Source organism: Nocardia sp. NPDC059236, assembly GCF_042754085.1.
In the GTDB taxonomy this organism is placed as follows: domain Bacteria; phylum Actinomycetota; class Actinomycetes; order Mycobacteriales; family Mycobacteriaceae; genus Nocardia.
In genome coordinates this window covers 34,298-58,987 of record NZ_JBHZAF010000005.1, presented here as the reverse complement: position 1 = coordinate 58,987, position 24,690 = coordinate 34,298, and the positions used below count along the sequence as shown (strand labels likewise).

Sequence of the window (24,690 nt, the reverse complement as noted above, 5' to 3'; positions counted from 1 at the left end):
AACCCAGCGACCGAGCGGCATCGAATAGCCGCTCCCCTCTTCGAGGTTGGGTGGTGATGGGTGTGGTCAGGCAGGTGTGGGCGGTGGTGAGTGCCGGAGTTTGTTTGAAATGGAGCAACATGCGTAGATGCGCATATTTCCATTTCTTGATGTTCAATTGGGAAAGCCTCGACAGAGGCCCTGACCTCAGGCTTCGTACAGCTCCAGCGGCAGACCATCCGGATCAGCGAAGAACACGAACCGCTTCCCCGTGTACTCATCAATTCGCACCTCCTCCACCGCCACTCCCCTACCCCGCAACTCGGCCACCGCCTCCCCCACATCCGCCACCAGGAATGCCAGATGCCGCAACCCAGCAGCCTCGGGCCTCGACAGCCGCGCCGGCGGCTCCGGAAACGAGAACAACTCCAGCTGCCCGCCGTCAGGCAACGCGAGATCCAGCTTGTACGAACATCTTTCGGCCCGATAGTTCTCCGCAATCACCCGCAACCCGAGAACCTCGGTATAAAACGCCTTCGACCTCTCATAGTCCGACGCAATGATCGCGACATGATGAATCCGCTGCAGCTCCACTCCCTCGACGCTAGTCCACGACTGCTCCCCCTTTGTGGCGCCAGCACGGTAGGAGCTACCGGATAGCCGTACCTCCCCTCGTCATAGGCGAAGACATGTCCGGGATTGGTGTAGGTGCCAACTATCCCGATGATCTCGACGTCAATCCCTGTCTCCTCCTTGGCTTCGCGGATCCCACATTCGGCGAGCGACTCGCCCAGCTCGATCTTTCCGCCGGGCAGAGCCCATATGCCGTTGTCGACTATCTGCTCCAGCAGCACTTGACCTCGGTCTCGCTGAATCGGTCGAAGCTTGTGGAGGTCGGCGACCGTGATGGCTACGTTGATTCATCGGATCATGTCGCCCGGCCACACACGATCGATCGCCGCCCGCTCTTCCCAACCGGCTGAACCAGCCGCCCGAGGCAGGAAACCGTTCTCTTGCTGGTTGTTTCAGCGCTTGTCGACTGCCGATGACTTCGCCCTGATCAGGGCGTATGCCGAATTTCATTGGATTTTCGGCGGCTTCTACCGGAACCCTTAGTTCATGATTCCGGCTGGTCAGCGATCGCGCTTACGGCCCTGCGCATCTGCGCGTCGGCGCGGTCTGCGGTGGTGGCGGGATCGATCACCAACAATCGAAGGCGCCGATCGTGCGGGCCGAAGACATACATCACCTGAGGCGGCTGGCCCGGAAGCGGTCCGGTGACCTCGATCCCGTCGGGAGCGTCGATGCGGCGTTGGGACAGGCTCAGCCAATTCCAGTCGAAGCTGATCCGGGCGGTCGCGCCGAGTCGCGCGGTGAGCGCGGTGACCAGGTCGTGCAGTTCGGTGGTGAGATTGTCGGTTCTGGGCCACCAGGCACCGTCGACGCCACCGGATTGCTCGTCACGGTCGCGCAGCAGCAGCCGCGGTGTGCGGGTCGGCGTGTCGAATGGTTGCCCACCGCCGGCGGTGGGCTGGAATCGGCCCAGACCGCGGTCGGCGGCGGCACCGCCCCTGTCCTGCGCCGGGTTCTGTGTCATACCAGGCCTCCCGTGGGGCCGGGGATACTGCGAGAGCGCAGGTCTGCCGGGTTCACCGGCGCGGTGTGACCGCCTTCGTCGTCCCAGCGGCGCAACGCGTCCTCGTTCTGGGCGTGATCGAGGGTGTGGCGGGTATCGGCGGCCATGAGTTCGGCGGCGGTGAGCTCATTGCCTGGTCGGGATGCGGCCGACAGCAACGCCTGGGCGGTGGCGGCCTCGGTGTCTGCGGGGATCACCAGCAGGACGAGGCGGGTGCGGTCGAGTCCCAGGACACAGAGTGTGTGGTCGGGCAGATGCCGGTATCCGTCCAAGCGAACCGAACGCCCGCCGATTACCGTGCGGCTCGGTGCCGGTTCCCAGGCGTCGATGTTGTACATGATTCGGTCGACACCGCCTGCCCGCCGGCCCAGTAGCGCCTCCAGATCGGACAGTTCGGCGACCAAGTCGGTCGTGCGGGGCCACCAGGCCCCATCCACCGTCCCGGGGCGGGGTGCTCGCGGCGTCGGTAACCGCCGTGACGACGGCAGAGCGGTGCGGAGGGCGAAGCGCGAAGGGCGGTCCAGCACGATCGACTTGTGTTGTAGCGTCATCAGGACGCTCCTGACCGGGACCGCATGGCGGTCCATATTCATTCGCCGGGCGACGACGAGACCACGAGTGATTTCGTACGAAAAGCCCCCGGTGCCCTGATCCTACCCGCGAGAAACACACCGGCCCCATGCGCGCGTACGCGCAATGGGCCTTCGGGGCATCGCAGGAAACCACCCCAACCCTGTGGGTGTCTGCCCGTCGGGTCGAACCCTTCCGACTCACCTCCTCTGCGTCCCCGGCAGCTGAGGGGGTCACGGTAGTAGCCGCACGGAAAACAACAATGCCTGGACCAGCAGCAATGGTGTGTAGTGCGTCGGCAGGTGCGGATGCGGGGCCCTCGACGTCACATCAGCAGGGCCGCCGGACCCTGTCAGAATAGGGCTTCCAACTGGGCTTTTCGTTCTACCGGAACCCCGGCAACTGGGACCTCGGTGGGCTATCGTCTGTGCCGGTCACCGGAATCGTCTGTCTATGACCTCGCACGGAAACTGTTCGGGAGTCGGGTAGGTGACCAGCACGCGAGTCCCGTCCGGGTCGACACCGTCGACGAAACTGACCCCGTTCAGTGTGTTCGAATATGTACTGGGATACCGGGTGCGCAGCCGCTGTTCGATGCGTTGCAGTTCTTCTTCGCTGTCGACGGACCAGATGATCTCCTCAACACCGACATCATTGATGCCGCGTGCCCGGCCCGCCTGGCGTGTGCGCAGGTATATCTGGAAGCCGCCCGGCGTCAAGAGAAGCGCCGCCTCCGGCTCGTGAATCGCAATGTGGCATTCGAACACATAGCAGTAGAAGTTCGCGGAACGATCCAGGTCGGATACGCGCATAAGGCAGGATGTAATCCTTGCAGCACCCATTTCCTCTCCCCTTTTCATCCGCCCGGCGAGAGTCCTCACGTTACCGCCGCAGCGTCTCCGGTGTGAGCCCTGCCGGCCGGCCGGAGGGTCGCGCACCGGACAGGTCCCGGATGACCGTGACAGGGCTTTCCCACCTGCCGCGCACGACTCCGGCAGTGGTGCGGATTTCAGGTCCGAGGTCCACGCGATGCTCGCTTTCCTGCGGTATCAGACGGTGATGACAGCCGAAACCGCAGGCTACCCAGAACGATTCGCGGGCTGCGACGCAATATCCGCCAGATCAGTCGTCTTCGGGAGCGTCCGGATTGGTGGTGGCTGCCGTCGGTGACCACCGGTCCGCCACCATTCGTTCCGGCCAACTGCGATACACGGGCGGATCATGCCCACCGACTTCACCGATTGCCGAGAAGGCTCGAGTGGCACAGGAACATCCGAGCATCGTTGTCGGGCCGGCCGTGCCGCTCGGCTGAAACTGCAGAAGGCTGTTGGCCCGACGAATTGTTCTGTTTCGGGCGGCGCGCACGGTTATGCGGCCAGGGCCGAGGCTGCGGCGGCGAGGAGCATGCCTCGGTAGGAGCCGCCGAAGAGGATTACGTGGACGAGGAGGGGGTGGAGCTGGTGAAGGGGGATGCGTTGGCGCCAGCCGGAACTCAGGGGGGTGGTTTCTTGGTAGGCGGCGAGGATGCGGTCGAGGTGGGGGGCGCCGAAGAGGGTGAGCATGGCGAGGTCGGTTTCGCGGTGGCCGCCGTGGGCGGCGGGGTCGATGAGGAGGGCGTGGCCGGTGGACCAGAGGATGTTGCCGGACCAGAGGTCGCCGTGGATGCGGGCGGGGGGTTCGGGTGGGCCGGCGAGGTGGTCGATGCGGTCGACGACGCGGTCGAGGAGGCGGGTGCCGTCGCGGCCGAGTTCGGGGGCGGCCGCGGAAAGGTAAGGGGCCAGGCGGTATTCGGCGTACCAGGGGCCCCAGTCGCCGGTGGTGGGGGTGTTGTCCAGAGGGAGGGTGGCGATGTAGCCGTCCCAGGGGGCGCCGTAGGTGTGCGGGGTGGCGGTGTGGAGGGTGGCGAGGTCGCGGCCGAGGTGTTCGGCGGCGGTGGGGGTGGCGGGTTCGGGTGGCTGCCAGGGCAGGACGAGCATGTGGGGGTCGGCGGCGACGACGGGTGGGACGAGGGTGGGGTGGCCGGTGGCCAGCCAGCGGAGGCCGGCGGCTTCGGCGGTGAGGACGGCGGACGGGGTGCCGTTCTGGACGGCTTTGACGAAGAGGGTGCGGCCGTCGGCGGTGTGGGCGCGGTGGAGGGTCCAGGCGTGGCTGTGGCCGAGGTGGTCGACGCGGGTGATGGGTGTGCCGGTGAGGTGGGTGAGGTGCGCGGGCACGTCCATGGAATCTCATTGTGGGGTATGGACCGGCCCGCGCGGACCGACTAGTCGGATCGGGTTGTGGGGTCAGGTTCCCGGGACGGTGAGGCGGTCGCGCAGGTGGGCGGCGGTGGCGGCATCGGCGGGGAGGAAGGCTTCGATGGCGAGTTCGGCGACGGTGACGTTCATGGGTGTGCCGAAAACCGTGGTGACGCTGAGGAAGGCGAGCTCGTGGCCGTCGAGACGCACGCGCAGTGGGACGACGGCCTGGTCGGGTTCGGGCAGGCCGGGTGATTCCTCGCCGCCGGGGTAGGCGCGCAATTCGTCGAGCAGCGCGGTGAGTTCGGGTGATCCGGTCACTTCGATCTGGCGTTGCAGGCGTTCGAAGAGGTGGCCGCGCCATTCGGCGAGGTTGATGATGCGGGCGGCGAAGCCGTCGGGGTGCAGGGTCAGGCGCAGGGCGTTGACGGGCGGCGTCAGCAGGGCGGGGTCGATGCCGTCGAGGAACAGTCCGATGCCGGCGTTGGCGTCGACCATGGTCCAGTTCGCGTCGATGGCGAGGGCGGGATGGGGTTCGAGGCCGGTGAGGATGCGACGGAGGGCGTCGCGGACGGATTGCATGGCGGGGGTGTCGAGTTCGGGTTCGGCGTAGACGGGCGCGTATCCGGCGGCCAGGAGCATCCGGTTGCGTTCCCGCAGCGGGATGTCGAGTTCGTCGGACAGGTGCAGCAGCATCTGGCGGCTGGGGGTGGCGCGACCGGTTTCGATGAAGCTGAGGTGGCGGGTGGAGGTTTCGGCGCGGCCGGCGAGTTCGAGCTGGCTGAGCCGCCGGGTGGTGCGCCAGTGCCGCAGGAGGTCGCCTGCCGTGTGAGTCGCCATCTGCCGATCGTACGAATGATCAACCACCACAGGCCATTACCCGGGAGGTAAGCGCCCGGCCTCGGGCAATACGAAACTAACTCTGTTCATTCGAACACGCCTCTGTTAGAAATGTGGGGTGGATGCCGGTGAACGGTTGGATGTGACGCTGCGCCTGGTGCAGGGCGCGGAGCGGGCCGCGGTGGCGGAATTGGCGCAGCGCCTGGGTGTTTCGGAGATGACCGTGCGCCGCGACCTCGATGCGCTCGAGCGGCGCGGCCTGGTGCGGCGGGTGCACGGCGGGGCGGTGGCGACCCGCGCGCGGACCGAGGCGGGCGGGTTCGCCGATCGCGCGGGCTGGTCGGCTGCCACCAAGGATCGGCTGGGCGCGGCCGTCGCGGCCCTCATCGCCCCCGGGTCGCGGGTGCTGCTGGATGCGGGCACGACGACCGTGCATGTGGCCCGGGCGCTGGCCGAGCGCGGCCCGTTGACGGTGACCGCGCTGAGTCTGCAGACCGCGGTGTGCCTGGCCGATCGTCCCGGGATCGAGTTGCTGGTGGCGGGTGGGCGTTCCCGGCCGGGTGAGCAATCCCTGGTCGGACCCTTGGCTCTGCGGGCGGTGGAGTCACTCGCGTTCGACGTGTTCGTGATGTCGATCGGCGGGGTGCACGCCGAGTACGGCTGGTCGGAGTTCTGTCTCGACGATGCCGCGGTCAAGCAGGCCGGGATCGCGCAGTCGGCGCGGGTGCTGGCGGTGGCGGATGCGACCAAGCTGGGGGTGCGGGCCTTCAGCCAGGTGGCCGGGCTGGGCGCGGCGCACGAGTTCGTCACCGACCGCTCCGCGTCCGACCCGGCGATCCATCCGGCCGGCCCGCGGACCCTCGATGCCCTGCGTGAGGCGGGCGTCGTCCTCCATACGGCGTGAACCGAATTGGCGTATGAACCGATGATCGAAGGAGTTACCGTGTCGAATTCTCAGATGATCCTGGTCGCGGGGCCGTACCGCTCGGGGACCGGTGACGATCCGGTCAAGCTGGCGGCGAATGTGCGCGCTATGAACGAGACGGCCCTGACCCTCTTCCGCGCCGGGCATCTCGCGGTCACCGGTGAGGCGCTGGCGTTGCCGCTGCTCGAGACCGCCGGCAGTACGCGCCCGGGTGATCCGCTCTACGACGAGATCTTCCATCCCGTTGCCGAGCAGCTGCTCTCCCGCTGTGATGCGGTGCTGCGCATCGGCGGTCCGTCCGAGGGCGCCGATCGGATGGTTGCGCAGGCGCGCGCGGAGGGCAAGCGAATCTATCTGAGCCTGAGCGAGATTCCCGTGGCCGTCTGACCGGCCCGGGCGCAGGGCGCGGGCCGGTGAACGGCGTAGTCGGACAGCGGTTCGGCGCCGGGTACGCGGTTCGGCGTACCGCGACAGTGCGCCCGGGGTGTGGCAGGCTGGCCGGGCATGAAGACCATGCTGATCACGGGGGCCACGTCGGGGATCGGATTGGCGGCGGCGGGGCAGCTCGCGGCGGCCGGGCACCGTGTCATCCTGGTCGGCCGCAATCCCGGAAAGCTCAGTGCCGCTGTCGAATTGGTGCGTGCGACCGCGACCGCTCCGGTCGATGCGATCGAATGCGACCTCGCCTCCCTGGATGCTGTCCGACAGCTTGCGGGCACCGTCGCCGCTCGATACGACCGGCTCGACGTGCTGGCCAACAATGCGGGCGCATTCCACATGTCGCGCACCGAAACCGGGGACGGTCTGGAAGCCACCTTCACGGTGAACCATCTCGCCGGATTCCTGCTCACCGAACTGCTGCTGGATCTGCTGCGCCACAGTGCCCCGGCGCGGATCGTGTTCACCTCGTCGGTCATGCACTACGGCAATGCCCTCGACTTCGAGGACCTGCAAATGCGGCACGGCTACAGCGGCGCCACCGCCTACGGCCGCGCCAAGCTCGCCAACATTCTGTACACACGCGACCTGGCCCGGCGGCTGGACGGAACCCGGGTGACCGCCAACGCCTTCCACCCGGGGGTCGTCGCCACCGGCATCTGGGACGCCGCTCCCTGGTTCGCCCGGCCCGCGCTGGCGCTAGGCAAACGCCTGTTCATGACAGACGCCGGCACGGCCGCGCGGGCCCTCACCTACCTGGCGACCGACCCCGACGTCTCCTCGGTGTCCGGCTGCTACTTCGAGCGCAACCGTGTCAAGGCGCCCTCCCCCACCGCCCAGGACGACGCGGCCGCCACCCGCCTGCACCGGTTGTGCGCCGACCTGGCGGGCCTGCCCGGCTGAGGCCGCGCCGAACCAGCTTCCGCACCGGTGAACACATTCGCACCAGATCCGGTCTCATGCCCGTTGCCGGTATCGGTCACAGCGGCCTGATCACCCGCGCGGGATTGCCTGCGGCGAACACCTTTTCGGGCAGCTCGCGGGTGACGACACTGCCCGCCCCGACCACCGTGTTCGCGCCGATGCTCACTCCCGGGCAGACGATCACCCCGCCGCCGAGCCACACATTGTCGCCGATGGTGATGGGCGCGGCCGTCTCCCAGCGGTCGCGGCGCAGCGCGTGATCGTCCATCGGGTGCAGGGCGGTGAGCAGCTGGGCGCGCGGGCCGATCGAGACGTCGTCGCCGATGGTGACCGGCGCACAATCCATGACGATGGCGTCGTAGTTGAGGAAACTGTTGCGGCCCAACCGGATCAGCTGCCCGTAGTCGCACTGGAAGCGCGGCATGATCCAGGACCCCTCGCCGATCTCGCCGAGCAGCTCGTCGAGGATGGTTCGACGCTCGATGTCCTGACCGGCGCGGGTGGCGTTGAACCGGTCGAGCAACCCCTGGCAGCGCAGACGTTCGGCGACCAGTTCGGGGTCGTTGTCGCGGTACGGCTCGCCGGCGAGCATGCGGTCCTTGTGTTCTCCCACCCGTCCATCCTGTCCGCGATCCCGCGGGCCGCGCACGATCGCGTGTCTGGTATCACCGGAAGGGTGAAAATCGGGTTCGCTCTTCCTCAGCATGGTTCACAGGCCCGCGAGGGCGCGCGGGTGGCGCATTATGCGACCGCGCTGGAGCAGGCGGGGGCCGACAGTCTCTGGGTGGGTGAGCGGCTCATCGCCGCCACCAATCCGAAGGTCGGTTACGCGGGCAAGGACACCATTCCCGACGAGTTCAACTCGGTGCTCGACCCGCTGCTGCTGCTCGGGATCGCGGCCGCGGTGACCGAGCGGGTCGCCCTCGGCGCGAATGTGCTGATCGCGCCGCTGTATCGGCCCGCGCAGCTGGCTCGCGCGCTGACCACGGTCGACGTGGTCAGCAACGGCCGGCTGATTCCCGGCTTCGGCATCGGGTGGTCGCCGGAGGAGTACGAGGCCGCCGGGGTCCCCTTCACCCATCGCGGCGCCCGGCTGGACGAGACCCTCGATGCGCTGGAAGCCATCTGGACCACCGACCCTGCCGGGTATCGCGGCCGCTACGTGTTGGTGCCCGAGCATCGCAGTGAGCTCAAGCCGGTGCAGTGGCCGCGGCCGCCGATCTATCTGGGCGCGTTCAGTCCGGCCGGTCTGGCCCGCATCGGCCGCCGCGCCGATGGCTGGCTGCCCGTGGTGCCGGTGCCGAGCCCGCCCGCCTGGGGTCAGCAGCTGTTGAAGCTGCGCGGCGTCATCGACGAGGCCGCGGTCGCCGCGGGCCGCGATCCGAAGGACATCGGCACCGTGCTGCGGGTGAACGTCGCCGCGGGCACCGACCTCGAACTGGTCGCCGCGACTATCGAGAGGGTCGCCGCGGACACCGGATTCGACGACTTCTTCGTCGATCTGCTCTATGTCACCGACTCCCTCGACGGCATGCTCGACGCCGCCCTGCAGCTGCTGGCCCGGCTGCGCGGCTGAACCGGCTGCGCGGTCCGGCCCGCCACCCATCCGCGCCGCCCTCCGGCAGCGGCGCGCCGCCATCCGCTCAGCACGGCCGGACGCGCCGGTCGCCTACCAGCTCATCGGCGATATCGCTGCCCGCAGGCCGCCCAGCGCGCCGGCGATTCGAGCCGGGTGGGCGAAACCCGAGCCGGGTGGGCAAATCGGGCGGCCACCGGGCATACTCGATCCCGTTGTGCCGCAGGGCCGCCGGGTGACCGCCCGGAACAAGGCCCCGGTGATGTGCTGAAGGGAGTCCGGGCCGGTGGGGTTGCGGAATCCGGTCGTGCTGGCCGGAGTCGTCGGAGTCGGAGTACCGGTCCTGGCGGCGGGGGTGGTCGCGGCGCTCACCATCAAAACCGGTGAGAGCGGCCCGGACTCGGCGACGACGGACACGACGACGGCCCCCGCGACAGCGGCCCCGACCACCGGGCCTGCCATGACGCCGACCGTCACCGAGGCCGCGGCGCCGGATCCGGTCGGCTTCCAACCCGATTCGATCACCTTCATCTCCGCCGACGAAGGCTGGGTGCTGGGCCGGACCTATCCGTGCGCGAGCGAGCCCTGCCTGGCGCTGCAGCACACCACCGACGGTGGGCAGACGTGGCAGCAGGCCCCGCTCCCGGCCCCGCTGCGCGATCCCGGGTCCAAGGGCCACTGGCTGAAGTTCGCCGATGCCCGCAATGGCTGGATCCGGGCCGGCGACAAGCTGTTCGCCACCCACGACGGCGGAAAGACCTGGCGCGAGATCGATCTCGACATCGATCCGGTCGTGAACGCCTGGTCGTTCACGATCTCCGACGACAGCGTGTACATCGCCACCGTGCAACCCGGTGAACGGACCGTGCTGTTCACCAGCCCCCTCACCCGCGATGCGTGGACCGGTCCCACCGAGGTCCCGGTACCCGGCAGTGGCGGCCCGGACCCCTCGGCCGCTGTCACCGTTCTCGGCAGCCGGGCCTGGATGGTCGTCACCAACCGGGGTGCGGACGGTGCCCGATCGGTCGACGGCACGTGGACACCGTGGAAACTGCCCTGCGGCGGCAATGGTCCCGCCGCCTGGCACCCCTTCTCCGAAAAGCGGCTCGTCGCCCTGTGCGGCCGATTCGGCCCGTACTCCGACGGCGGCACCACCACCACGCTCATGACCTCCACCGACGGCGGTGCCACCTTCACCGAGACCGGGCAGCTGTCGCCGACGCTGTCCGCAGCTGCCGCGCTCATCCCGGCCGACCCCACCCATCTGGTCGCGGCTCTCGACGACCACCTGCTCACCTCGGCCGACGGCGGCGCAACCTGGACGACGACCTACCGCGCACCCGCCCAGGGCTGGCGCGAGAGCTCGGGCCATTTCGTCACCGAGACAACCGGTTTCGTGATCATGACCCAGACCGGATCCAAGCACCTGGCCACCACGATGCTCGCCACCCAGGACGCGGGCCGCACCTGGACCCCGGTCGGCTTCGGCTCCTGATCACCGGCGGGCGGTGGCGCGCGCATAGTTCCAGCCCTGCCACGAATCACCGGACAGGCGTGCGCGAATGACGTCCGCAATGGCCGCGCGCTCGGCGTCGGGCAGCCGGTCGGCCACCGGCAGCACATCCGGCGACAGGGTGCTCAGATACCCGGTGTCGAGGGACTTGCCCGCCTGCCAGCGCTCCACATTGCGTTCGGCGACGAACCGTTCCGGGTTCGCCGCCGCCAGCGCCAGCAATGTCGCGAGCGCGGCGCCGACCGCCGCGCGCGGCACCCAGCCGCGCCGCAACCGCACCAGGCTCGCCGGCAGCAGCAGGTAGACGAGCGCGATCCAGCCTTCGAACACCTCCACGAGCAGCCGCATCACCGTGAACCCGTACGCCTGCTGATAGGTCCACATGCGATGCAGCGCGGACGCCACGATCACCAGCGACAACCCGATCACCACCGTGACCGCGCCCCGCAACCAGCGTCGCTCGATCACCGTGTCCTGCAGCGCGTGCCGCAGCACGATCCCGATCACCGCGAGGGTCAGCATGCTCACGATCGACAGCTGCCAGAACCCGGAGCGCGCGTACTCGGCATACGTCAGCCCGGCCGTGCGCTGCACATACCCGTCCCCGCCGAACAGCACCACCACCTGCGTACCCACGAACGCCGCGAACACGATCGTCAACGCGCCCACCGGAATTCCCCACTCGATCGGCGAGAACCTGCGCACCCCCAGCCAACCCAGCGGATCCATCCCCCGGCCCGGCCCCGCATCGTCGGCCACCGGCGGCGGCCCCGCCAGCAGATACAGGGCCCCGGCCGTCCCCGACCCGACCACCACGAACACGAAACCCCACCGCACCACCGCAGGCACATCGATGCGCGGCATCAGCCCGTCCACCAGCCCGGCGAACACCGCGTCCGCGCCCGCCAGCAGCGGCACCACCATCACCAGCAGCGCGGCGGTCACCGCCGCCGACCACCACACCCGCTGCGAACCCTTCCCGAAGCGGCCACGCGCCCGCGTCACCGCCCGATACAGCCACGGCAGCGAATTCAGTCCCGCGAACGGCACCGCAGGCAGGTCGAACCACAGCCCGTACACCGACCGCCGCACCACCGCCAAGGACCCGGCCATCGCGGCCCCGAGCACACAGAGCACGAAAAGCCAAGGGGCAGCGCGGAACACACCCACCCCCAGCAGCGCCAGCGCCACCCCGGCCCACCAGATCCGATCCCACGACACCCGGCCCGTCCGCCCCGATCCACCGGGACGCACCTGGCCCGCACTGCCGGTCCCGGCACCGTCCACGGGCCCACCGGGACCGGTGCCGGAGGGATCAGCAACTGGGCCGACATCAGCGGGACGGCGGGTGGCGATGCTGGACGCGGGCGGCGCGGAAGGGGGCTGTGCAGCGAGCGCAGTCCCGGAAGCAGCGGCGACCGCTGCATCCGCGTCACGCGCCGCCGAGACAACGCCCTGCTCGCTCGAAACCGTCCGCCGGGCCGACCGGTCGACCGCGTACACCGCGCCCGTGATCACCAGGCCCGCGAGCAGCCATCCGACACCGGGACGGTCGACGGGCACCAGGATCGCCCCGGCACCTCCCGCCGCGACGATGGCGGCCGGCAACCCGCTCGGCACGGGCACCCGCGCCGAGCGGGGCGGAATCAGCTGGGGTGGAACAGAATTCGTGGTGCCCGGGCGCACTGTCGACGAACCGGCCCGTTGTGCGGGCGGGGCGGGCACGGGCCACTGCCGGCCGGGAACGGTCGGGACTGCCGGCGGTGCGGGGGCGGACCACCGCCCGAGGGTCGCGATCACAGGGGCCGTCCCATCAGCGCTCGCCATGTCGGGAGTCGCCACAGCAGGGCCCGCCGCATCAGGGGTCGCCGCTCCGGTTGTCCACGGTTCGGGCGCTACCCGCTCTGGCTGCGGCGCTCCGGGCCGTGCCCATTCGGAGCCTCTCGGGCCGGTACTTCCTGGCCCGGGTTGGAGTTCTTCGGGTTCGCGCGGTTCCGAACCAGGTGTCGGCGGTTCGCTCGTTGTGCGTTCAGGTGCTGCGGGTGCGGGCGGGTGGTCGTCCGGAGAGGGTGCGGCGGAAGGGTTTTCGGGCATGGCAAGGCCTCCGATGGGTGTGCGGGAGCGACCCGGGAGCGCGGGGCGCTGCGGGTTGCGGATGGGGTGAGGTCAGGAAGCGGGGAGGGTGATGCGGATGCGGGAGCCGGGGTCGGCAACGGCGATGGTGCCGCCGTGCAGGTCGACGATCCAGCGGGCGATGGCCAGGCCGAGGCCGGTGCCGCCGCCGGTGGCGCGGCCGCCGCGGGTGAAGCGTTCGAAGACGCGGGCACGGTCGGCGATCGGGATGCCGGGGCCGTCGTCGGCGACATCGATGACGGTGCCGGTGCGGTCGGCGTGGGCGTGGATGCGGACCTCACCGCCGGCGGGTCCGTGGCGGGTGGCGTTGTCGAGCAGGTTGAGCAGGACCTGGTGCAGGCGGGCGCGATCGGCGTGCACGGTGAGATCGGGGGCGGCGACGATGGTGAAGCGGACGGGACGGTCGACCGCGGCCGCCATCACCTCCGCTTCGGCCACAACCTCTTTCAGCAGCGGCTCCACGGCGACGGGTTCGCGGTCCAGCGCCACCGCACCGGCCTCGACGCTCGACAGCGCCAGCAGCTCCGACACCAGCAGGCTCAGCCGCTCGGTCTGGGCGAGCGCGGTGCGCAGGGTCGCCGGATCCGGTTCGGCCACACCGTCGACCAGGTTCTCCAGCACCGCGCCGAGCGCCGTGATGGGGGTGCGCAGTTCGTGCGACACATTGGCGATGAACTCGCGCCGCTGCTGATCGGCGGCGGCCAGATCGGCGGCCATCTGATTGAACGCCGCCGCCAGCTGCCCCACCTCGTCCCGGGAGGTGGCGCGCACCCGCCGCGAATAATCCCCCTGCGCCATGCGTTTGGCGGCGGCGGTCATCTCCCGCAGCGGCAGGGTCATGCCGTGGGCGAGTACCTGTGAGAGGAGCAGCGCGAGCAGTGTGGCCGCGATGGTGGTGCGCGGCGGCAGCCATCCGATGCGTGAGGCGAAGAACCCGAACGCCACCGCCCCGGACCCGACCATGAGGATGGCCAGCTTCAGTTTGATCGACCGCACCCGGTCCAGCGGCCGCGGCATCCACCCCGCCGCCCGATTCCCGGCCGCCCGCAACCACTCTCGCATGCTCACCGCTCCCCCGCCGATCCGCGCCCACCGCCGTTCATCGAGCCTCCAGCGCGTACCCCACGCCGTGCACGGTGCGGATCAGGTCCGCGCCGAGCTTGCGGCGCAACGCCTTGACGTGACTGTCGACGGCGCGGGTGCCCGAGGCGTCCGCCCAGCCCCACACCTCGCTGAGCAGCCGCTCCCGGGCCAGCACGGTGCGCGGCCGGCGGGCCAGGTGCACCAGCAGCTCGAATTCCAGTGGGGTGAGCTGGGTTTCGGCGTCGCCGCGCCACACCCGCCGCTGATCGGTGTCGATGCGCAGATCACCGACCACGATGGCGGCGACCGGGGCGGCGGTGCGGTCCACGCGGCGCAGCAGGGCGTGCACGCGGGCGGTGAGCACGCGCATCGAGAACGGTTTCGTCAGATAGTCGTCCGCGCCGACCCCGAGGCCGACGAGCATGTCGGTTTCGTCGGTGCGGGCGGTCAGCATGAGCACCGGCACCGGCCGGCGGGCCTGGATGCGGCGGCAGACCTCGAGTCCGTCGAAGCCGGGCAGCATCACGTCCAGCACCACCAGATCCGGGTCCCCGGCCGCGTCGGCCGCCACGGCCGCCGGTCCGTCGTGCGCGATGTCGACCGCGTACCCCTCGGCGCGCAGGCGGGCGGCGAGGGATTCCGCGATGGTCGGCTCGTCCTCGACGACGAGGATCCGGCGCGCACTGGTTTCCATGCAGGTGACATTAGGCAACCGCCGTGGAGATGGTTCGCGTCGATTGTGAAGATCCTGTGGAGACGCCGGTCATACCACCTGGAAGCATCGTCTGCGACACGACGTCGTAGCATGGCCGGGTGCGCTCAACGACGGATCACACCGCGCGCCTGCGCGGCGCTGCCGTCGGCGCATCCTCCGGCGCGGTGGCGATTCTCGCGCACGGACTCGGCGGCGGCGCGCCCCTGCTCGACGGTTCCGCGCTCGCCCTGCTGTTCGCGGCGTGCACGCTGATCGGGGTCGTGGTGGCGACCCTGCGCCCCCGCTACGGGATCGCCGGAACCATGGCCATGTTGGCGGCCGGGCAGTCCATCGGCCATGCGGCACTGTCGATGTCGCCGGGCCACCACCATCACAGCTCCTCGCCGTCGATGCTGCTGGCCCACCTGGTCGCAATTCCGGTGGGCGCACTCGCGATTCGCGCCGCCGAGGCCGGCATGCGCCGGGCCGTCACCAGCGTGCGGCGATTCATCCTCGCACTGGGTTCGATCCTGCGGCCGCCCGCGCCGCGCCTACGCCCGTGCCGCGCCGACGATCGCGCCGAGGCGCGTCGCCTGCTCGTCAGTCCGGGGATCGGGCGTCGTGGCCCACCCCGGGCCGGCGCACCGTTCCCACACCTCGCTCCGGCATAGATCCGCGACGCTTCCTCCCCGCGCAGTGGCCGAATCAGGCCTGCGCCGAACGGGTGTCGCCGTGAACCGGTCCGGGGTGACCTCCCTTCCCCCTGACACACGGAGTCCATTTCCCATGTCCCAGATGCCCTCCTGCCACAGCTTCCGCCTGCGCACCGGCGGATTCGCGCGCCGGGTCGGCGCGGCCGCCGCCGTCGCGACCCTGGCGTTGCTGCCCGTCGCCTGCTCCTCGTCGCAGACCTCCTCGGACGCCACCGGCAAGGCCGCCGACCGGATCACCATGACCGATCAGTGGATCAAGGCCGCCGACAGCGGCATGTCCGCCGCCTTCGGCACCCTCTCCAACACCTCCGACCAGCCGATCAACCTGGTCGCGGCCACCAGCCCGGCCTCGGCCACCGTGGAGATCCACGAGATCGTCCCCGACGCGGCCGGAGAGAAGACCATGCGGCCCAAGGCCGGTGGCATCGTCATCCCCGCCCACGGCAGCGCGACCCTGAAGCCCGGCGGCGACCACCTCATGTTCATGGGGTTGAAGGCCCCGCTGCGGACCGGCGCGGACACCCCCATCACGCTCACCTTCTCCGACGGCTCCAGCACCACCGTCACCGCGCAGGTGCGCGACTTCGCGGGCGGCAAGGAGAACTACCAGCCCTCCGGCGACAACGCCGCCCACGGTGGCTGACCGGCCGCAACCGCACCCCCGCCTGTCCCGGCGGCGACTGCTCGGCGGCGGCGCCGCCGTGGCGGGCGCCGCGGTGACAGTTGCCGGCTCCGCAGGCGTCGGCTGGGGCGCGGCCACACTCACCCACCGCGACCACGATCGCGATCCCGGACTGGACACGGTCGCCTTCCACGGGCCGCATCAGGCGGGCATCGCGACCGATCCACCGCTGCACGCGGCCTTCGTCGCCTTCGACCTGGTGGCGGGTGCACAGCGCGAGGACATCATCGGGCTGCTGAAGATCTGGACCGACGACGCCTCGCGCCTGACCCAGGGCAGACCGGCGCTCGCCGACACCGAACCCGAACTGGCCGCCCGGCCCGCCCGGCTCACCGCCACCGTCGGATTCGGGCCGCGGTTGTTCACCATCGCCGGACTCGAGGATCAGCGGCCGCACTGGCTGAAACCGTTGCCGCCCTTCGGCATCGACAAGCTCGACGCCGCCTGGTGCGGCGGTGATCTGCTGCTGCAGATCTGCGCCGACGAGGCCACCACGGTCTCGCACGCGGTGCGGGTGCTGTCCAAGCATGTGAAATCGCTGGTCACGGTGAAATGGGTGCAGCGCGGGTTCCGCAATGCCGCCCGCGGCCGGACCATGCGCAATCTCATGGGCTCGGTGGACGGCACGGTCAACATCGCCCCCGGCACAACCGATTTCGATCGCCTCGTGTGGGACGACGGATCGGTGCGGCCGTGGCTGGCCGGGGGCACCTCGATGGTGTTGCGGCGCATCGCGATGAACCTCGAGACCTGGGACGAACTCGACGCCGACGGGCGCGCCATCACCGTCGGCCGCACCGTCGAGCACGGGGCGCCGCTGTCGGGCACCCGGGAATTCGACGAACCCGACTTCGCGGCCGTGGACCAGTACGGCATCCCGAAGATCCCGCCGTCCTCCCACATCGCCCGCGCCCACCACGCCCACGACGGGGAGCGGTTCCTGCGCCGCGGCTACAACTACGACGACGCGCCCGCCCCCGGGCACGTCTCCAACTCGGGCCTGCTGTTCGCGTCCTTCCAGCGCGACATCGACGCCCAGTACCTGCCGGTGCAGCAGCGACTGGCCGACTTCGACGCCCTCAACCAATGGACCACACCGGTCGGCTCGGCGGTCTTCGCCGTCCCGCCCGGCGTGCCCGGCCCGGGCGGCTACCTCGGACAGCAGCTGTTCGACCGCGCCGACACCCAACGATGATCCGGACCGGTCGGACCGCACACGGGGCGGTCCGACCGGACACCGGCCGCGGACTCTAGGGTGGGCTGCCATGACCGTCTTGCGATCGATCGTGCTCTTCGGGCTGGCCGCCGTCGCCGAAATCGGTGGCGCGTGGCTGATCTGGCAGGGAGTGCGCGAGCACCGCGGCTGGCTGTGGATGGGGGCGGGCGTGGTGGCGCTCGGCTGCTACGGGTTCGTCGCCACCCTGCAGCCCGACGCCCACTTCGGGCGCATCCTCGCCGCCTACGGTGGCGTCTTCGTGGCGGGGTCGCTGCTGTGGGGCATGGCGCTGGACGGCTTCCGGCCCGACCGCTGGGACGTGATCGGCGCACTGGTGTGCCTGGCCGGGGTCGGGCTCATCATGTACGCGCCACGCTCGGCGTGAGACATGCGGGTGCGAGACACGCGGCGGCATTGCTCCACGTGAAACCAGCTGCGCCCGAACTGCATTCACGCATGCCACCCCCGGATCTCGCCGACGTGCAGTCGATGCAGAATTGCCGGGCGCGAACGGATTACACATTCCCGCCGGTCACGGCGATGGTCAGCGGCCGGCCCCGAGCAGGCCGTCGATGATCGCGCGCGCGGTGGGCAGCGCGGTGTCGTCACCCATCCGCGCGGCCGTATTCGCCGCCGCCACCACCGCATCCAACTGGAACGCGACGGCGTGCGGGTCCAGCCCGGCCAGGTAGCCCTGCTCCTGAGCGCGGCCGATCTCCTTCTCCAGCACCGCGAACCAGTCGTCGCGGTCGGCCGCCAGGGCGTCGCGCACCGGGCCTGGGCGGCTGTCGAACTCGGGCACGCTCGCTCCCCGGAAGCAGCCGCCGGGCAGCAGCGGCTCACCCACGTAGTCGAACCAGTGGTCGATGATCGCCCGCAGTCGCGGCATGCCACGGTCCACGCTCAGGGCGGGGCGGACGACGTGCTCGATGAACACCTCGCGCGCCGACTGCACCGCGGCCAGCTGCAGGTTCTCCTTGGTGCCGAACAATGTCGCCACCCCCGACTTGCTGACCCCCAGATCCCCGGCGAGCCGGCCCAGACTCAGCCCGGTCAAGCCCTCGACCGAGGCCACATCGGCGGCGTGACGGGCGATGGTCGCGCGGGCACGCGCCCCCTTGAGCCGCCGCTGATCGGAAATCTCCTGCTCGGAAGGCTGCACCGGTTCATCCACCTCTTCATCTTCGCACCAACACTGTTGCTTTTACGCACGATCGGTCGTACTTTTCAGAAATACGAACGATCGTGCGTACTGTTTTGATCCCGCTCCGACACCCGTTCCGTGGAGAGCCCGTCATGACCGACATCAGCCGGCGTCAGCCCGCAGCACCCGATACCTCCCCGCCGAGCACCGAAGCTCGCGCCGGCCGATCCTCCTCGGCCACACCGTCCTCCGACCGCCCGGCCCGCCTCGCGCTGCTCGTCGCCTCCGGTGCGGCGTTCGTGTCCTTCCTGGACCTGTCCGTGGTCAACATCGCCTTCCCCGCCATCACCCGCGACTACCCCGGCACCGCCGCCACCACCCTGACCTGGGTGGTGAGCGGTTACGCCGTCGCCTTCGCCGCCCTGCTCACCCCCGCCGGACAGCTCGCCGACGCCCTCGGCCGCGGGCGCGTATTCCTCACCGCCCTGGCCGGATTCGCGCTCACCTCGATGCTGTGCGCGCTCGCGCCGGGGGCGGACTGGCTCATCGCCGGCCGCTTCCTGCAGGGCGCGACCGCGGCCTTCCTCATCCCGGCCGGACTCGGCCTGGTCCTGAGCGTCACCCCGCCGGCCCGCATCGGCGTCGCGATGGCCGCCTGGACCGCGGCCGGTGGATTCGCCGCCACCGTCGGCCCGGCCGTGGGCGGCGCGCTGGTCGACTGGTTCGGCTGGCGTTCGGTCTTCGTCATCAACGTGCCGATCGCGGCACTGCTCATCGCCACCGGGCTGCGGCTGACGCGCGGCGATCAGCGGCACGCGCAGGGGCTGCCCGATCCGATCGGCACCGTAGCCACCGGACTCGGCATCGGCGCGGTCGTCGCCGCGGTCACCCAGGGACAGCAATGGGGTTGGGGCGCTCGGCAAACCCTGCTCACCGGTCTCGGCGGGCTCGCACTGCTGGGCCTGGCACTGTGGCGGTCGTGGACGCATCCGCGCCCCGCCATCGCGGTCGGGCTGTGGCGCAGCCACTACTACGCGCTGGTCAATGCCGTCGCCTTCGTCTTCGGCGCGACCATGTTCGCGTGGCTGCTGGCCGGACCACTGTGGCTGGACACCATGTGGCACTACTCGGTGCTGCAGTCGGCGGCCGCCATGACCGTCGGCGCGATCGCCTCCATGGCCACCGCGGTGCCGGCCGGGCGCGCGCCGGTGCCGTGGCAGCGGTGGCTGGGCGTGCTCGGCGCCGTCATGTTCGCCGCGTCCACCCTCTACATGAGCACCGGCAGCTGGGACGCCACCCCGGCACTGTGGACGGCGTGGGTGCCGGCCGGACTGCTCGGTGGCGGCGGCATCGGCCTGCTCATCACCGTGCTCGGCACCGCCGCCGCACGCTCGCTGCCGCCGCACCGGTTCGCGGCCGGGGTCGGCATGAACCTCACCGCCCGCCAATCCGGCGGCGCGCTCGGGGTGGCCGTGCTCGCCGCGGTGTTCGCCGCCCACCCGGCCCAGCCGCTCACCGCCTTCCACACCCTGTTCGCCGTCTGCGCCGGAATCGCCGTCGCCGCAGCCGTTCTCGCCGCCCTGCCGATCCGAGCCGAGGAGCCCCAGCCATGACCGCCCGCACCGAAGCCACCGATCCGTTCACCCTCTCCGATCCGGCAGCCGCCGCAATCCTGCGCGACGTGCCGTTCCGGCGGTTCGCCGTCATCGGCGACTCCACCGCCGCCGGCACCGGCGACCCCTGGCCCGGCTACGACACCGTGCCCTGGGCCGACCGCGTGGCGCGCTGGCTGCTCGCCGCCCACCCGAGCACCGACTACCTCAACACCGGCGTCCTGGGCGCGGTCATCGCCGACGTCACCGCCGGGCAACTGCCCGCGCTCGAGGCATTCCGCCCGGACCTGGTGCACGTCACCTGCGGCGGCAACGACCTGTTCCTGCACAATGCCCGGCTGCCCGATGTGGAGGCCGCCCTCGACGAGCTGTGCACCCGGGTGGCCGCCACCGGCGCGCGGCTGTCCCTGTTCACCCTGGCCGACTCCTTCACCGGGCGCACGGCTCCCCTGCGCCCGCTGTTCGCCGGATTCGCCGACGCCGTGCGCCGCGTCGCCGAGCGCCACGACGCCATCCTCACCGAATTCTGGGACCACCCCGCACGACTGCGCCCGGACTGGCTCTCGGCCGATCTCATCCACCTGACCATGGCAGGGCACGCGGTGGTCGCCGCCGAGATCGCCGAGAACCTGGCCCGCCACACCACCCGCGAACTCCCGCCCGAGCTGGTCCGGCACCCCTGAACCCGGCCCGGAAACGCCCGATGCCGCACACGGTGCACTCGTGCACCCTGTGCGGCATCACCTTTCACGCAGGAAAACGCTATGCGGTTGTCGCGCTCACGGTTTCGCGCCCGCTCACTTCCACAGCGCCGCGATGAAGACGTTCAGGATCGCCAGCCCGCCGGCCGCATGGGTCATCCACGCCACCTCCTTGCCGCGCTTGGCGTCCGCGCGACCCATCTCGGCGAAGGCCGCAACCAGCACCGCCACCACGAGTTTGGTGATCATCTTCGCCATATCGGGGTCCTTGCCCAGCGAATGGATCGACTCGGCCATGCCGAGCAGGATCACCCCGGTGAGGATCTGCACACGCGCGCCCCACACCATCAGCTCCGACACCCGCGGCTGGGAGGCGACATACCCGCCGACCACCGCCGCCATACCGAGCAGATGAGCCGTGACCATGAGGTTGTAGACGACCGTCATGACTGCACACGGTAATCCATCCACCCGCGACAACGACAGCCGGTAGTAACAGCGGTTTTCCGCCATCGTGCGGACCGGTCCCCAGGGTTTCACCCCCGCGCGGGCCGGGTAGTCCTCACGCAATGGTCCCCGCACGTCCGGTGGCGGACCACAGCTTCGTGGGCAGCGTGGCCGGCTAGGAGAATTCAGGTGGCGGTTGTACTAGTGCTGCGAGCACGCGGATTGGGTGATCTGCTCACCGCCGTTCCCGCGCTGCGCGCCCTGCGCCGGGCCCGGCCCGGCGACCACATCGCACTGGCAGCACCCCATCGCCTGAAACCCATCGTCGACCTCATCGCCTCCGTCGACGAAATGGTCCCGGTCTACGACACCGTCGGACTGCGCTGGGACGGCGAGTCACCGGCCCTGGCCGTCAACCTCGACGGCGCCGAGGGCATCGCCGAACTCTCCCGCACCAAGCCCGAACGCATTCTCACCTACCGCAATCCGGCCTTCCCCGAGCTGCCCGGCCCGGAATGGCAGCCCGAGATGCACGACGTGGACCGCTGGTGCCATCTGCTCGAATTCGACGGCATCGCCGCCGACCGCCGCAACCTCGGCCTGGTGCCGCCGGTGGCCAGCACCAGCCACCGCAACGCCGTGGTCGTGCACATCGGGGCCGGCGCGACCGCCCGGCGCTGGCCGGCCGACCGGTTCGCCGCCGTGGTCCGGCATCTGCTGGTACAGGATCGCGATGTCGTAGTGACCGGTGACGAATCCGAACGCGAGACCGCGCTCGGCGTCGCCACCCGCGCAGGACTCTCATCGGCGCGAGTCCTCGCGGGCCAGCAGAACCTCATCGAACTGGCCGCCACCGTCGCCGAAGCCGCCCTCGTGGTGTGCGGCGACACCGGCGTCGCCCACCTGGCCACCGCCTTCGGCACCCGCACCGTGCTGCTATTCGGCCCCAACCCGCCCAGCCGCAGCGGCCCGCCCCCGCACCTGCTCGGCCGCCACGCCGTGCTCTGGGCCGGGCAGACCGGCGACCCGGACGCCGGCGACATCGACCCGGGGCTGCTGAAAATCGGGGTGCCCGAGGTCGTCAACGCCGTCGACAAGCAACTGCGCAAACGCCCCTGGCCCGGCACCGGATTGGACCGCCGCACCCAGCAGACCTTCCGGCGGGTGGGGTGAATCCCGCCTTCGGACTCTGCGGGGCTTCGCCCGGCGAACCCGCTGAGATCGCGCCCGCGGTCATTCCCGCGATTCGGACGGCCACGCGCTCGCGCGCAACCGCGGACGGCTATTGCGTTGTGTCGCACTGAGAGTCAGCGCCGCCATCACCAGCGCGATGCCCGCGAGTTCGGGGACAGCGGGCCGCTGGGCCAGCGCGACCGCGCCGATGACCGCCGCGGTGGCCGGGAGCAGCGCCAGCAGCAAGGCAAAACGGGCACGGCCGACCGTGCGCAGGACCACCTGGTCGAGGGCGTAGGGGACGGCACTGGACAGCGCGCCGACACCCACGCCCAGCAGCCAGGTGCCCGGGTCCGCGAAAGCGGCTGGGGCGAGCACACATTGGCGCGTCACCAGGATCGGGGCCAGCAGGAGCGCGGCGGCGGCCATACCGACGGCCAGGGCGTCCAGGCCCGAACCCGCGTCGGCGACCCGCTTGCCCAGCAGGATGTAGCCCGCCCACAGCGCGGCCGCCAGCAAGGCGAACGCGACACCGGCCGGCCGGGCATCCGAGGAGACGCCCGCCAGCAGGAAGACACCGGCGACCACCAGGGCGACCGCGAGGAGATCGCGGGGACGGCGCGACCCGAGAGTGGCCACCGCGACCGGTCCCAGGAATTCGATGGCGACCGCCGTGCCGAGCGGGATCCGCGCGATCGCCTCGTAGAAGGCGATATTCATGCCCAGGGTCACCACGCCGAACCCGGCGGCCACCCCGATCGAGCGGCGCGTCCAGCGCCCGTGCCAGGGCCGCCGCCACGCCAGCAGGGCGACACCCGCGGCCGCCGCACGCAGCCAGGCCACCGTCGCGGGTTCGACCGTGCCGAACAGATGAACGCCGATCGCCGCGCCGAGATACTGCGAGACGCCGCCCGCGATGAAGATCAGCGGCACCGACCAGCCGGGTAGCACTGTCCGGCGCGGACTCTCGACAACGACGGACGTACCCACCCCGCCACCGTAACGCCCGCTCGCCCGGGGCCTCGGCGATCCAGCCGTACGCGCCCTGCTGACTGCTCCCGACTCCGGTCCGCTCCCGCAGCCTCGCGTCTACTCGTGCGACCCCGGCCTGTTCCGGCCGCGTCCAGCCTGCCCGCTACGAGGAGGGGGGTTCGGTCTGCGCGCTGGACAAGGCCGCGGAGTAGGCGGCCAGGGCGCTGGGCCAGAACTGTTCGAGATAGTCACGCGCATCGGCCAGCCCGCGCGGGTCCAGGGAGTAGAGACGGCGGTTGCCCTGCGGCCGCATCATCACCAGGCGCGCCTCACGCAGCACCTTCAGATGCTGGGAGATTGCCGAACTGGTGACGCCCAGGGCCTCGGCGAGTTCGCCCACCGATTTCGGGCCCTGCGGAAGGGCTTCGAACACCGCTCGGCGAGTACCGTCGGCGAGCGCGCTCAACACCCGCACTCCATTAGCGACCACTTAAGCAGAGTGCCCGCACCGCCCTCCCGGGGTCAATTCGCCGGCAAACCCCGGAGGCCGACGTCATCCACGCATTACCCGCGTGTCGTTATCGTCTCGTAATACGCGAACTGGACTTTTGGCGCACTGTGACGGTCGCAACCCGGCTTCTGAACGACATCCGGGTTCTCGTACGGTCGATCAATGCCCGTAACCGTTCCGTTATCTCGTCTGCATGGAACCTGCCGGTACCGCTCGGTCGCGACCCGTGCCGCAGCCGTCACCGCCGTCGTCGGCGCCACCCTGACCGCGCCGGCCGCCACCGACCCGCACGCCACACACGAGCTCACGGGCGACTCCGTGGCAAACGCCGCCCAGATCGACGGCACCTTCACCGCCTTCACCCCGCGCGAAGCGCAGAAGCCGCAGGTGGTGCCGCAGCCGGTGCTCGACTTCCTCGACGGCCTGCACGCCGAGCAGGCCCGCCCCAGGACCGTGCGCCCGGTCGCCGGTCCGCTCACCTCCGGCTTCGGCATCCGCTGGGGCGCCATGCACGCCGGTATCGACTTCGGCGAGGGCTTCGGCGCGCCGATCCACGCCGTCACCGACGGCACCGTCATCGACGCGGGCCCCGCCTCCGGGTTCGGTCTCTGGGTGCGGGTGCTGCAGGACGACGGCACCATCGGCGTCTACGGCCACATGCAGGACATCCTGGTCCAGGTGGGCCAGCAGTTGCGCGCCGGCGACGTACTCGCCACCGTCGGCAGCCGCGGCTACTCCACCGGACCGCACCTGCACTACGAGGTGCACACCGGCGGCGGCGCGCCCGTCGACCCGCTGCCCTACCTGGCCGGGCGCGGCATGGATGTCGGCATCCCCGTCGACTGACCCCACCGCTCATCCGGGCGCCCGCTGCAGGGTGCACGGATCGGTTGCGCGACAACGGCGTTCGCAGCCCTCGCAGAACAGCCCCGGCTCATACCGCCGGGGCTGTTCTCATACCCGGGTACTACGG

28 protein-coding genes are annotated in these 24,690 nt (G+C 70.4%); 13 read left to right on the top strand and 15 right to left on the bottom strand.

Annotation, left to right across the window (positions count from 1 at the left end; translation table 11 throughout):
* Positions 1-186: 186 nt before the first annotated feature.
* The 7 genes from ACFXIV_RS14810 to ACFXIV_RS14780 all read right to left on the bottom strand — a co-directional run bounded on the left by ACFXIV_RS14810 (position 187) and on the right by ACFXIV_RS14780 (position 5,259).
* The gene (locus ACFXIV_RS14810) at positions 187-573 is read right to left on the bottom strand and encodes a VOC family protein (protein WP_379396553.1); all 387 of its coding nucleotides are present in this window, start codon (positions 571-573) and stop codon (positions 187-189) included.
* On the bottom strand, positions 480-794 hold the full coding sequence (locus ACFXIV_RS14805) for an NUDIX hydrolase (RefSeq protein WP_379397167.1): 315 nt from the start codon (positions 792-794) through the stop codon (positions 480-482). Before ACFXIV_RS14805 ends, ACFXIV_RS14810 begins: the two co-directional genes overlap by 94 nt.
* Before the next feature lie 302 nt (positions 795-1,096).
* Complete coding sequence (locus tag ACFXIV_RS14800) at positions 1,097-1,576, bottom strand: DUF5994 family protein (RefSeq protein ID WP_379396551.1); 480 nt, start codon at positions 1,574-1,576, stop codon at positions 1,097-1,099.
* Positions 1,573-2,166 carry a DUF5994 family protein gene (locus tag ACFXIV_RS14795; protein ID WP_379396549.1) on the bottom strand — a complete coding sequence of 198 codons (594 nt, stop codon included), beginning with the start codon at positions 2,164-2,166 and terminating at the stop codon, positions 1,573-1,575. The genes ACFXIV_RS14800 and ACFXIV_RS14795 overlap by 4 nt, the downstream gene beginning before the upstream one ends.
* A 453-nt stretch (positions 2,167-2,619) precedes the next feature.
* Complete coding sequence (locus tag ACFXIV_RS14790) at positions 2,620-3,027, bottom strand: VOC family protein (RefSeq protein ID WP_379421265.1); 408 nt, start codon at positions 3,025-3,027, stop codon at positions 2,620-2,622.
* A 525-nt stretch (positions 3,028-3,552) separates the two neighbouring features.
* A complete protein-coding gene (locus ACFXIV_RS14785; protein WP_379396545.1) occupies positions 3,553-4,404 on the bottom strand; it encodes a fructosamine kinase family protein in 852 nt (283 codons plus the stop codon).
* Positions 4,405-4,467: 63 nt separating this feature from the next.
* Positions 4,468-5,259 (bottom strand): helix-turn-helix domain-containing protein, encoded by a 792-nt coding sequence (locus ACFXIV_RS14780; RefSeq protein WP_379396543.1) that lies wholly within the window; start codon positions 5,257-5,259, stop codon positions 4,468-4,470.
* Positions 5,260-5,377: 118 nt separating this feature from the next.
* Between ACFXIV_RS14780 and ACFXIV_RS14775 the strand changes: the two genes are divergently transcribed.
* The 3 genes from ACFXIV_RS14775 to ACFXIV_RS14765 all read left to right on the top strand — a co-directional run bounded on the left by ACFXIV_RS14775 (position 5,378) and on the right by ACFXIV_RS14765 (position 7,525).
* A complete protein-coding gene (locus ACFXIV_RS14775; RefSeq protein WP_379396541.1) occupies positions 5,378-6,163 on the top strand; it encodes a DeoR/GlpR family DNA-binding transcription regulator in 786 nt (261 codons plus the stop codon).
* Positions 6,164-6,202: 39 nt separating this feature from the next.
* On the top strand, positions 6,203-6,571 hold the full coding sequence (locus ACFXIV_RS14770; RefSeq protein ID WP_379396540.1) for a hypothetical protein: 369 nt from the start codon (positions 6,203-6,205) through the stop codon (positions 6,569-6,571).
* A 117-nt stretch (positions 6,572-6,688) separates the two neighbouring features.
* The gene (locus tag ACFXIV_RS14765) at positions 6,689-7,525 is read left to right on the top strand and encodes an SDR family NAD(P)-dependent oxidoreductase (RefSeq protein ID WP_379396538.1); all 837 of its coding nucleotides are present in this window, start codon (positions 6,689-6,691) and stop codon (positions 7,523-7,525) included.
* 76 nt (positions 7,526-7,601) lie between these two features.
* Here ACFXIV_RS14765 and ACFXIV_RS14760 read toward each other — a convergent pair whose 3' ends face one another.
* Positions 7,602-8,159, bottom strand: coding sequence for a sugar O-acetyltransferase (locus tag ACFXIV_RS14760; RefSeq protein WP_379396536.1), 558 nt, complete (start codon positions 8,157-8,159; stop codon positions 7,602-7,604).
* Between the two features lie 42 nt (positions 8,160-8,201).
* Here ACFXIV_RS14760 and ACFXIV_RS14755 point away from each other — a divergent pair, with 42 nt between their 5' ends.
* Together ACFXIV_RS14755 and ACFXIV_RS14750 are read left to right on the top strand one after the other, a co-directional pair.
* Positions 8,202-9,122 carry a TIGR03619 family F420-dependent LLM class oxidoreductase gene (locus tag ACFXIV_RS14755; RefSeq protein ID WP_379421264.1) on the top strand — a complete coding sequence of 307 codons (921 nt, stop codon included), beginning with the start codon at positions 8,202-8,204 and terminating at the stop codon, positions 9,120-9,122.
* Positions 9,123-9,408: 286 nt separating this feature from the next.
* On the top strand, positions 9,409-10,617 hold the full coding sequence (locus ACFXIV_RS14750; protein ID WP_379396533.1) for a hypothetical protein: 1,209 nt from the start codon (positions 9,409-9,411) through the stop codon (positions 10,615-10,617).
* On the opposite strand, the gene ACFXIV_RS14745 is transcribed toward ACFXIV_RS14750, so the two are convergent.
* The 3 genes from ACFXIV_RS14745 to ACFXIV_RS14735 form a co-directional block, all read right to left on the bottom strand.
* On the bottom strand, positions 10,618-12,255 hold the full coding sequence (locus ACFXIV_RS14745; protein WP_379396531.1) for a DUF4153 domain-containing protein: 1,638 nt from the start codon (positions 12,253-12,255) through the stop codon (positions 10,618-10,620).
* 546 nt (positions 12,256-12,801) lie between these two features.
* A complete protein-coding gene (locus tag ACFXIV_RS14740; RefSeq protein ID WP_379396529.1) occupies positions 12,802-13,830 on the bottom strand; it encodes an ATP-binding protein in 1,029 nt (342 codons plus the stop codon).
* Between the two features lie 37 nt (positions 13,831-13,867).
* Positions 13,868-14,545 carry a response regulator gene (locus ACFXIV_RS14735; protein ID WP_379380639.1) on the bottom strand — a complete coding sequence of 226 codons (678 nt, stop codon included), beginning with the start codon at positions 14,543-14,545 and terminating at the stop codon, positions 13,868-13,870.
* Between the two features lie 119 nt (positions 14,546-14,664).
* Here ACFXIV_RS14735 and ACFXIV_RS14730 point away from each other — a divergent pair, with 119 nt between their 5' ends.
* The 4 genes from ACFXIV_RS14730 (at position 14,665) to ACFXIV_RS14715 (ending at position 17,541) form a co-directional block, all read left to right on the top strand.
* Positions 14,665-15,216, top strand: coding sequence for a hypothetical protein (locus ACFXIV_RS14730; RefSeq protein ID WP_379396527.1), 552 nt, complete (start codon positions 14,665-14,667; stop codon positions 15,214-15,216).
* A 124-nt stretch (positions 15,217-15,340) separates the two neighbouring features.
* Entirely contained in the window at positions 15,341-15,901 is a 561-nt protein-coding gene (locus ACFXIV_RS14725) for a copper chaperone PCu(A)C (protein WP_379397165.1), read from the top strand.
* Complete coding sequence (locus ACFXIV_RS14720; RefSeq protein WP_379396525.1) at positions 15,894-17,135, top strand: Dyp-type peroxidase; 1,242 nt, start codon at positions 15,894-15,896, stop codon at positions 17,133-17,135. Before ACFXIV_RS14725 ends, ACFXIV_RS14720 begins: the two co-directional genes overlap by 8 nt.
* A gap of 70 nt (positions 17,136-17,205) precedes the next feature.
* Positions 17,206-17,541 (top strand): YnfA family protein, encoded by a 336-nt coding sequence (locus tag ACFXIV_RS14715; protein ID WP_356996771.1) that lies wholly within the window; start codon positions 17,206-17,208, stop codon positions 17,539-17,541.
* A 159-nt stretch (positions 17,542-17,700) separates the two neighbouring features.
* On the opposite strand, the gene ACFXIV_RS14710 is transcribed toward ACFXIV_RS14715, so the two are convergent.
* A complete protein-coding gene (locus tag ACFXIV_RS14710; RefSeq protein WP_379396523.1) occupies positions 17,701-18,330 on the bottom strand; it encodes a TetR/AcrR family transcriptional regulator in 630 nt (209 codons plus the stop codon).
* A gap of 122 nt (positions 18,331-18,452) precedes the next feature.
* On the opposite strand from ACFXIV_RS14710, the gene ACFXIV_RS14705 reads away from it, so the two are divergent.
* Complete coding sequence (locus ACFXIV_RS14705; protein ID WP_379396521.1) at positions 18,453-19,913, top strand: MFS transporter; 1,461 nt, start codon at positions 18,453-18,455, stop codon at positions 19,911-19,913.
* Positions 19,910-20,596, top strand: a complete 687-nt coding sequence (locus ACFXIV_RS14700; RefSeq protein WP_379396519.1) for an SGNH/GDSL hydrolase family protein — start codon at positions 19,910-19,912, stop codon at positions 20,594-20,596. Before ACFXIV_RS14705 ends, ACFXIV_RS14700 begins: the two co-directional genes overlap by 4 nt.
* 114 nt (positions 20,597-20,710) lie before the next feature.
* On the opposite strand, the gene ACFXIV_RS14695 is transcribed toward ACFXIV_RS14700, so the two are convergent.
* Complete coding sequence (locus tag ACFXIV_RS14695) at positions 20,711-21,061, bottom strand: hypothetical protein (protein ID WP_379380628.1); 351 nt, start codon at positions 21,059-21,061, stop codon at positions 20,711-20,713.
* Positions 21,062-21,250: 189 nt separating this feature from the next.
* On the opposite strand from ACFXIV_RS14695, the gene ACFXIV_RS14690 reads away from it, so the two are divergent.
* Positions 21,251-22,234 carry a glycosyltransferase family 9 protein gene (locus ACFXIV_RS14690; protein ID WP_379396517.1) on the top strand — a complete coding sequence of 328 codons (984 nt, stop codon included), beginning with the start codon at positions 21,251-21,253 and terminating at the stop codon, positions 22,232-22,234.
* 60 nt (positions 22,235-22,294) lie between these two features.
* Here the strand turns inward: ACFXIV_RS14690 and ACFXIV_RS14685 are convergent, their stop codons facing one another.
* The gene (locus ACFXIV_RS14685) at positions 22,295-23,224 is read right to left on the bottom strand and encodes a DMT family transporter (RefSeq protein WP_379396515.1); all 930 of its coding nucleotides are present in this window, start codon (positions 23,222-23,224) and stop codon (positions 22,295-22,297) included.
* Positions 23,225-23,369: 145 nt separating this feature from the next.
* On the bottom strand, positions 23,370-23,696 hold the full coding sequence (locus ACFXIV_RS14680; protein WP_379396513.1) for an ArsR/SmtB family transcription factor: 327 nt from the start codon (positions 23,694-23,696) through the stop codon (positions 23,370-23,372).
* A gap of 183 nt (positions 23,697-23,879) precedes the next feature.
* Here ACFXIV_RS14680 and ACFXIV_RS14675 point away from each other — a divergent pair, with 183 nt between their 5' ends.
* Positions 23,880-24,563 carry a M23 family metallopeptidase gene (locus ACFXIV_RS14675; RefSeq protein ID WP_379396511.1) on the top strand — a complete coding sequence of 228 codons (684 nt, stop codon included), beginning with the start codon at positions 23,880-23,882 and terminating at the stop codon, positions 24,561-24,563.
* Positions 24,564-24,690 lie beyond the last annotated feature (127 nt).

Excerpts from the sequence above, each read along its gene's own strand:
- ACFXIV_RS14715 (WP_356996771.1), top strand. The coding sequence starts at position 17,206 with ATGACCGTCTTGCGATCGATCGTGCTCTTCGGGCTGGCCGCCGTCGCC.
- ACFXIV_RS14725 (WP_379397165.1), top strand. The coding sequence starts at position 15,341 with ATGCCCTCCTGCCACAGCTTCCGCCTGCGCACCGGCGGATTCGCGCGC.
- ACFXIV_RS14735 (WP_379380639.1), bottom strand. The coding sequence starts at position 14,545 with ATGGAAACCAGTGCGCGCCGGATCCTCGTCGTCGAGGACGAGCCGACC.
- ACFXIV_RS14800 (WP_379396551.1), bottom strand. The coding sequence starts at position 1,576 with ATGACACAGAACCCGGCGCAGGACAGGGGCGGTGCCGCCGCCGACCGC.
- ACFXIV_RS14785 (WP_379396545.1), bottom strand. The coding sequence starts at position 4,404 with ATGGACGTGCCCGCGCACCTCACCCACCTCACCGGCACACCCATCACC.
- ACFXIV_RS14700 (WP_379396519.1), top strand. The coding sequence starts at position 19,910 with ATGACCGCCCGCACCGAAGCCACCGATCCGTTCACCCTCTCCGATCCG.
- ACFXIV_RS14765 (WP_379396538.1), top strand. The coding sequence starts at position 6,689 with ATGAAGACCATGCTGATCACGGGGGCCACGTCGGGGATCGGATTGGCG.
- ACFXIV_RS14795 (WP_379396549.1), bottom strand. The coding sequence starts at position 2,166 with ATGACGCTACAACACAAGTCGATCGTGCTGGACCGCCCTTCGCGCTTC.
- ACFXIV_RS14790 (WP_379421265.1), bottom strand. The coding sequence starts at position 3,027 with ATGGGTGCTGCAAGGATTACATCCTGCCTTATGCGCGTATCCGACCTG.
- ACFXIV_RS14675 (WP_379396511.1), top strand. The coding sequence starts at position 23,880 with ATGCCCGTAACCGTTCCGTTATCTCGTCTGCATGGAACCTGCCGGTAC.
- ACFXIV_RS14695 (WP_379380628.1), bottom strand. The coding sequence starts at position 21,061 with ATGACGGTCGTCTACAACCTCATGGTCACGGCTCATCTGCTCGGTATG.
- ACFXIV_RS14780 (WP_379396543.1), bottom strand. The coding sequence starts at position 5,259 with ATGGCGACTCACACGGCAGGCGACCTCCTGCGGCACTGGCGCACCACC.
- ACFXIV_RS14740 (WP_379396529.1), bottom strand. The coding sequence starts at position 13,830 with ATGCGAGAGTGGTTGCGGGCGGCCGGGAATCGGGCGGCGGGGTGGATG.
- ACFXIV_RS14705 (WP_379396521.1), top strand. The coding sequence starts at position 18,453 with ATGACCGACATCAGCCGGCGTCAGCCCGCAGCACCCGATACCTCCCCG.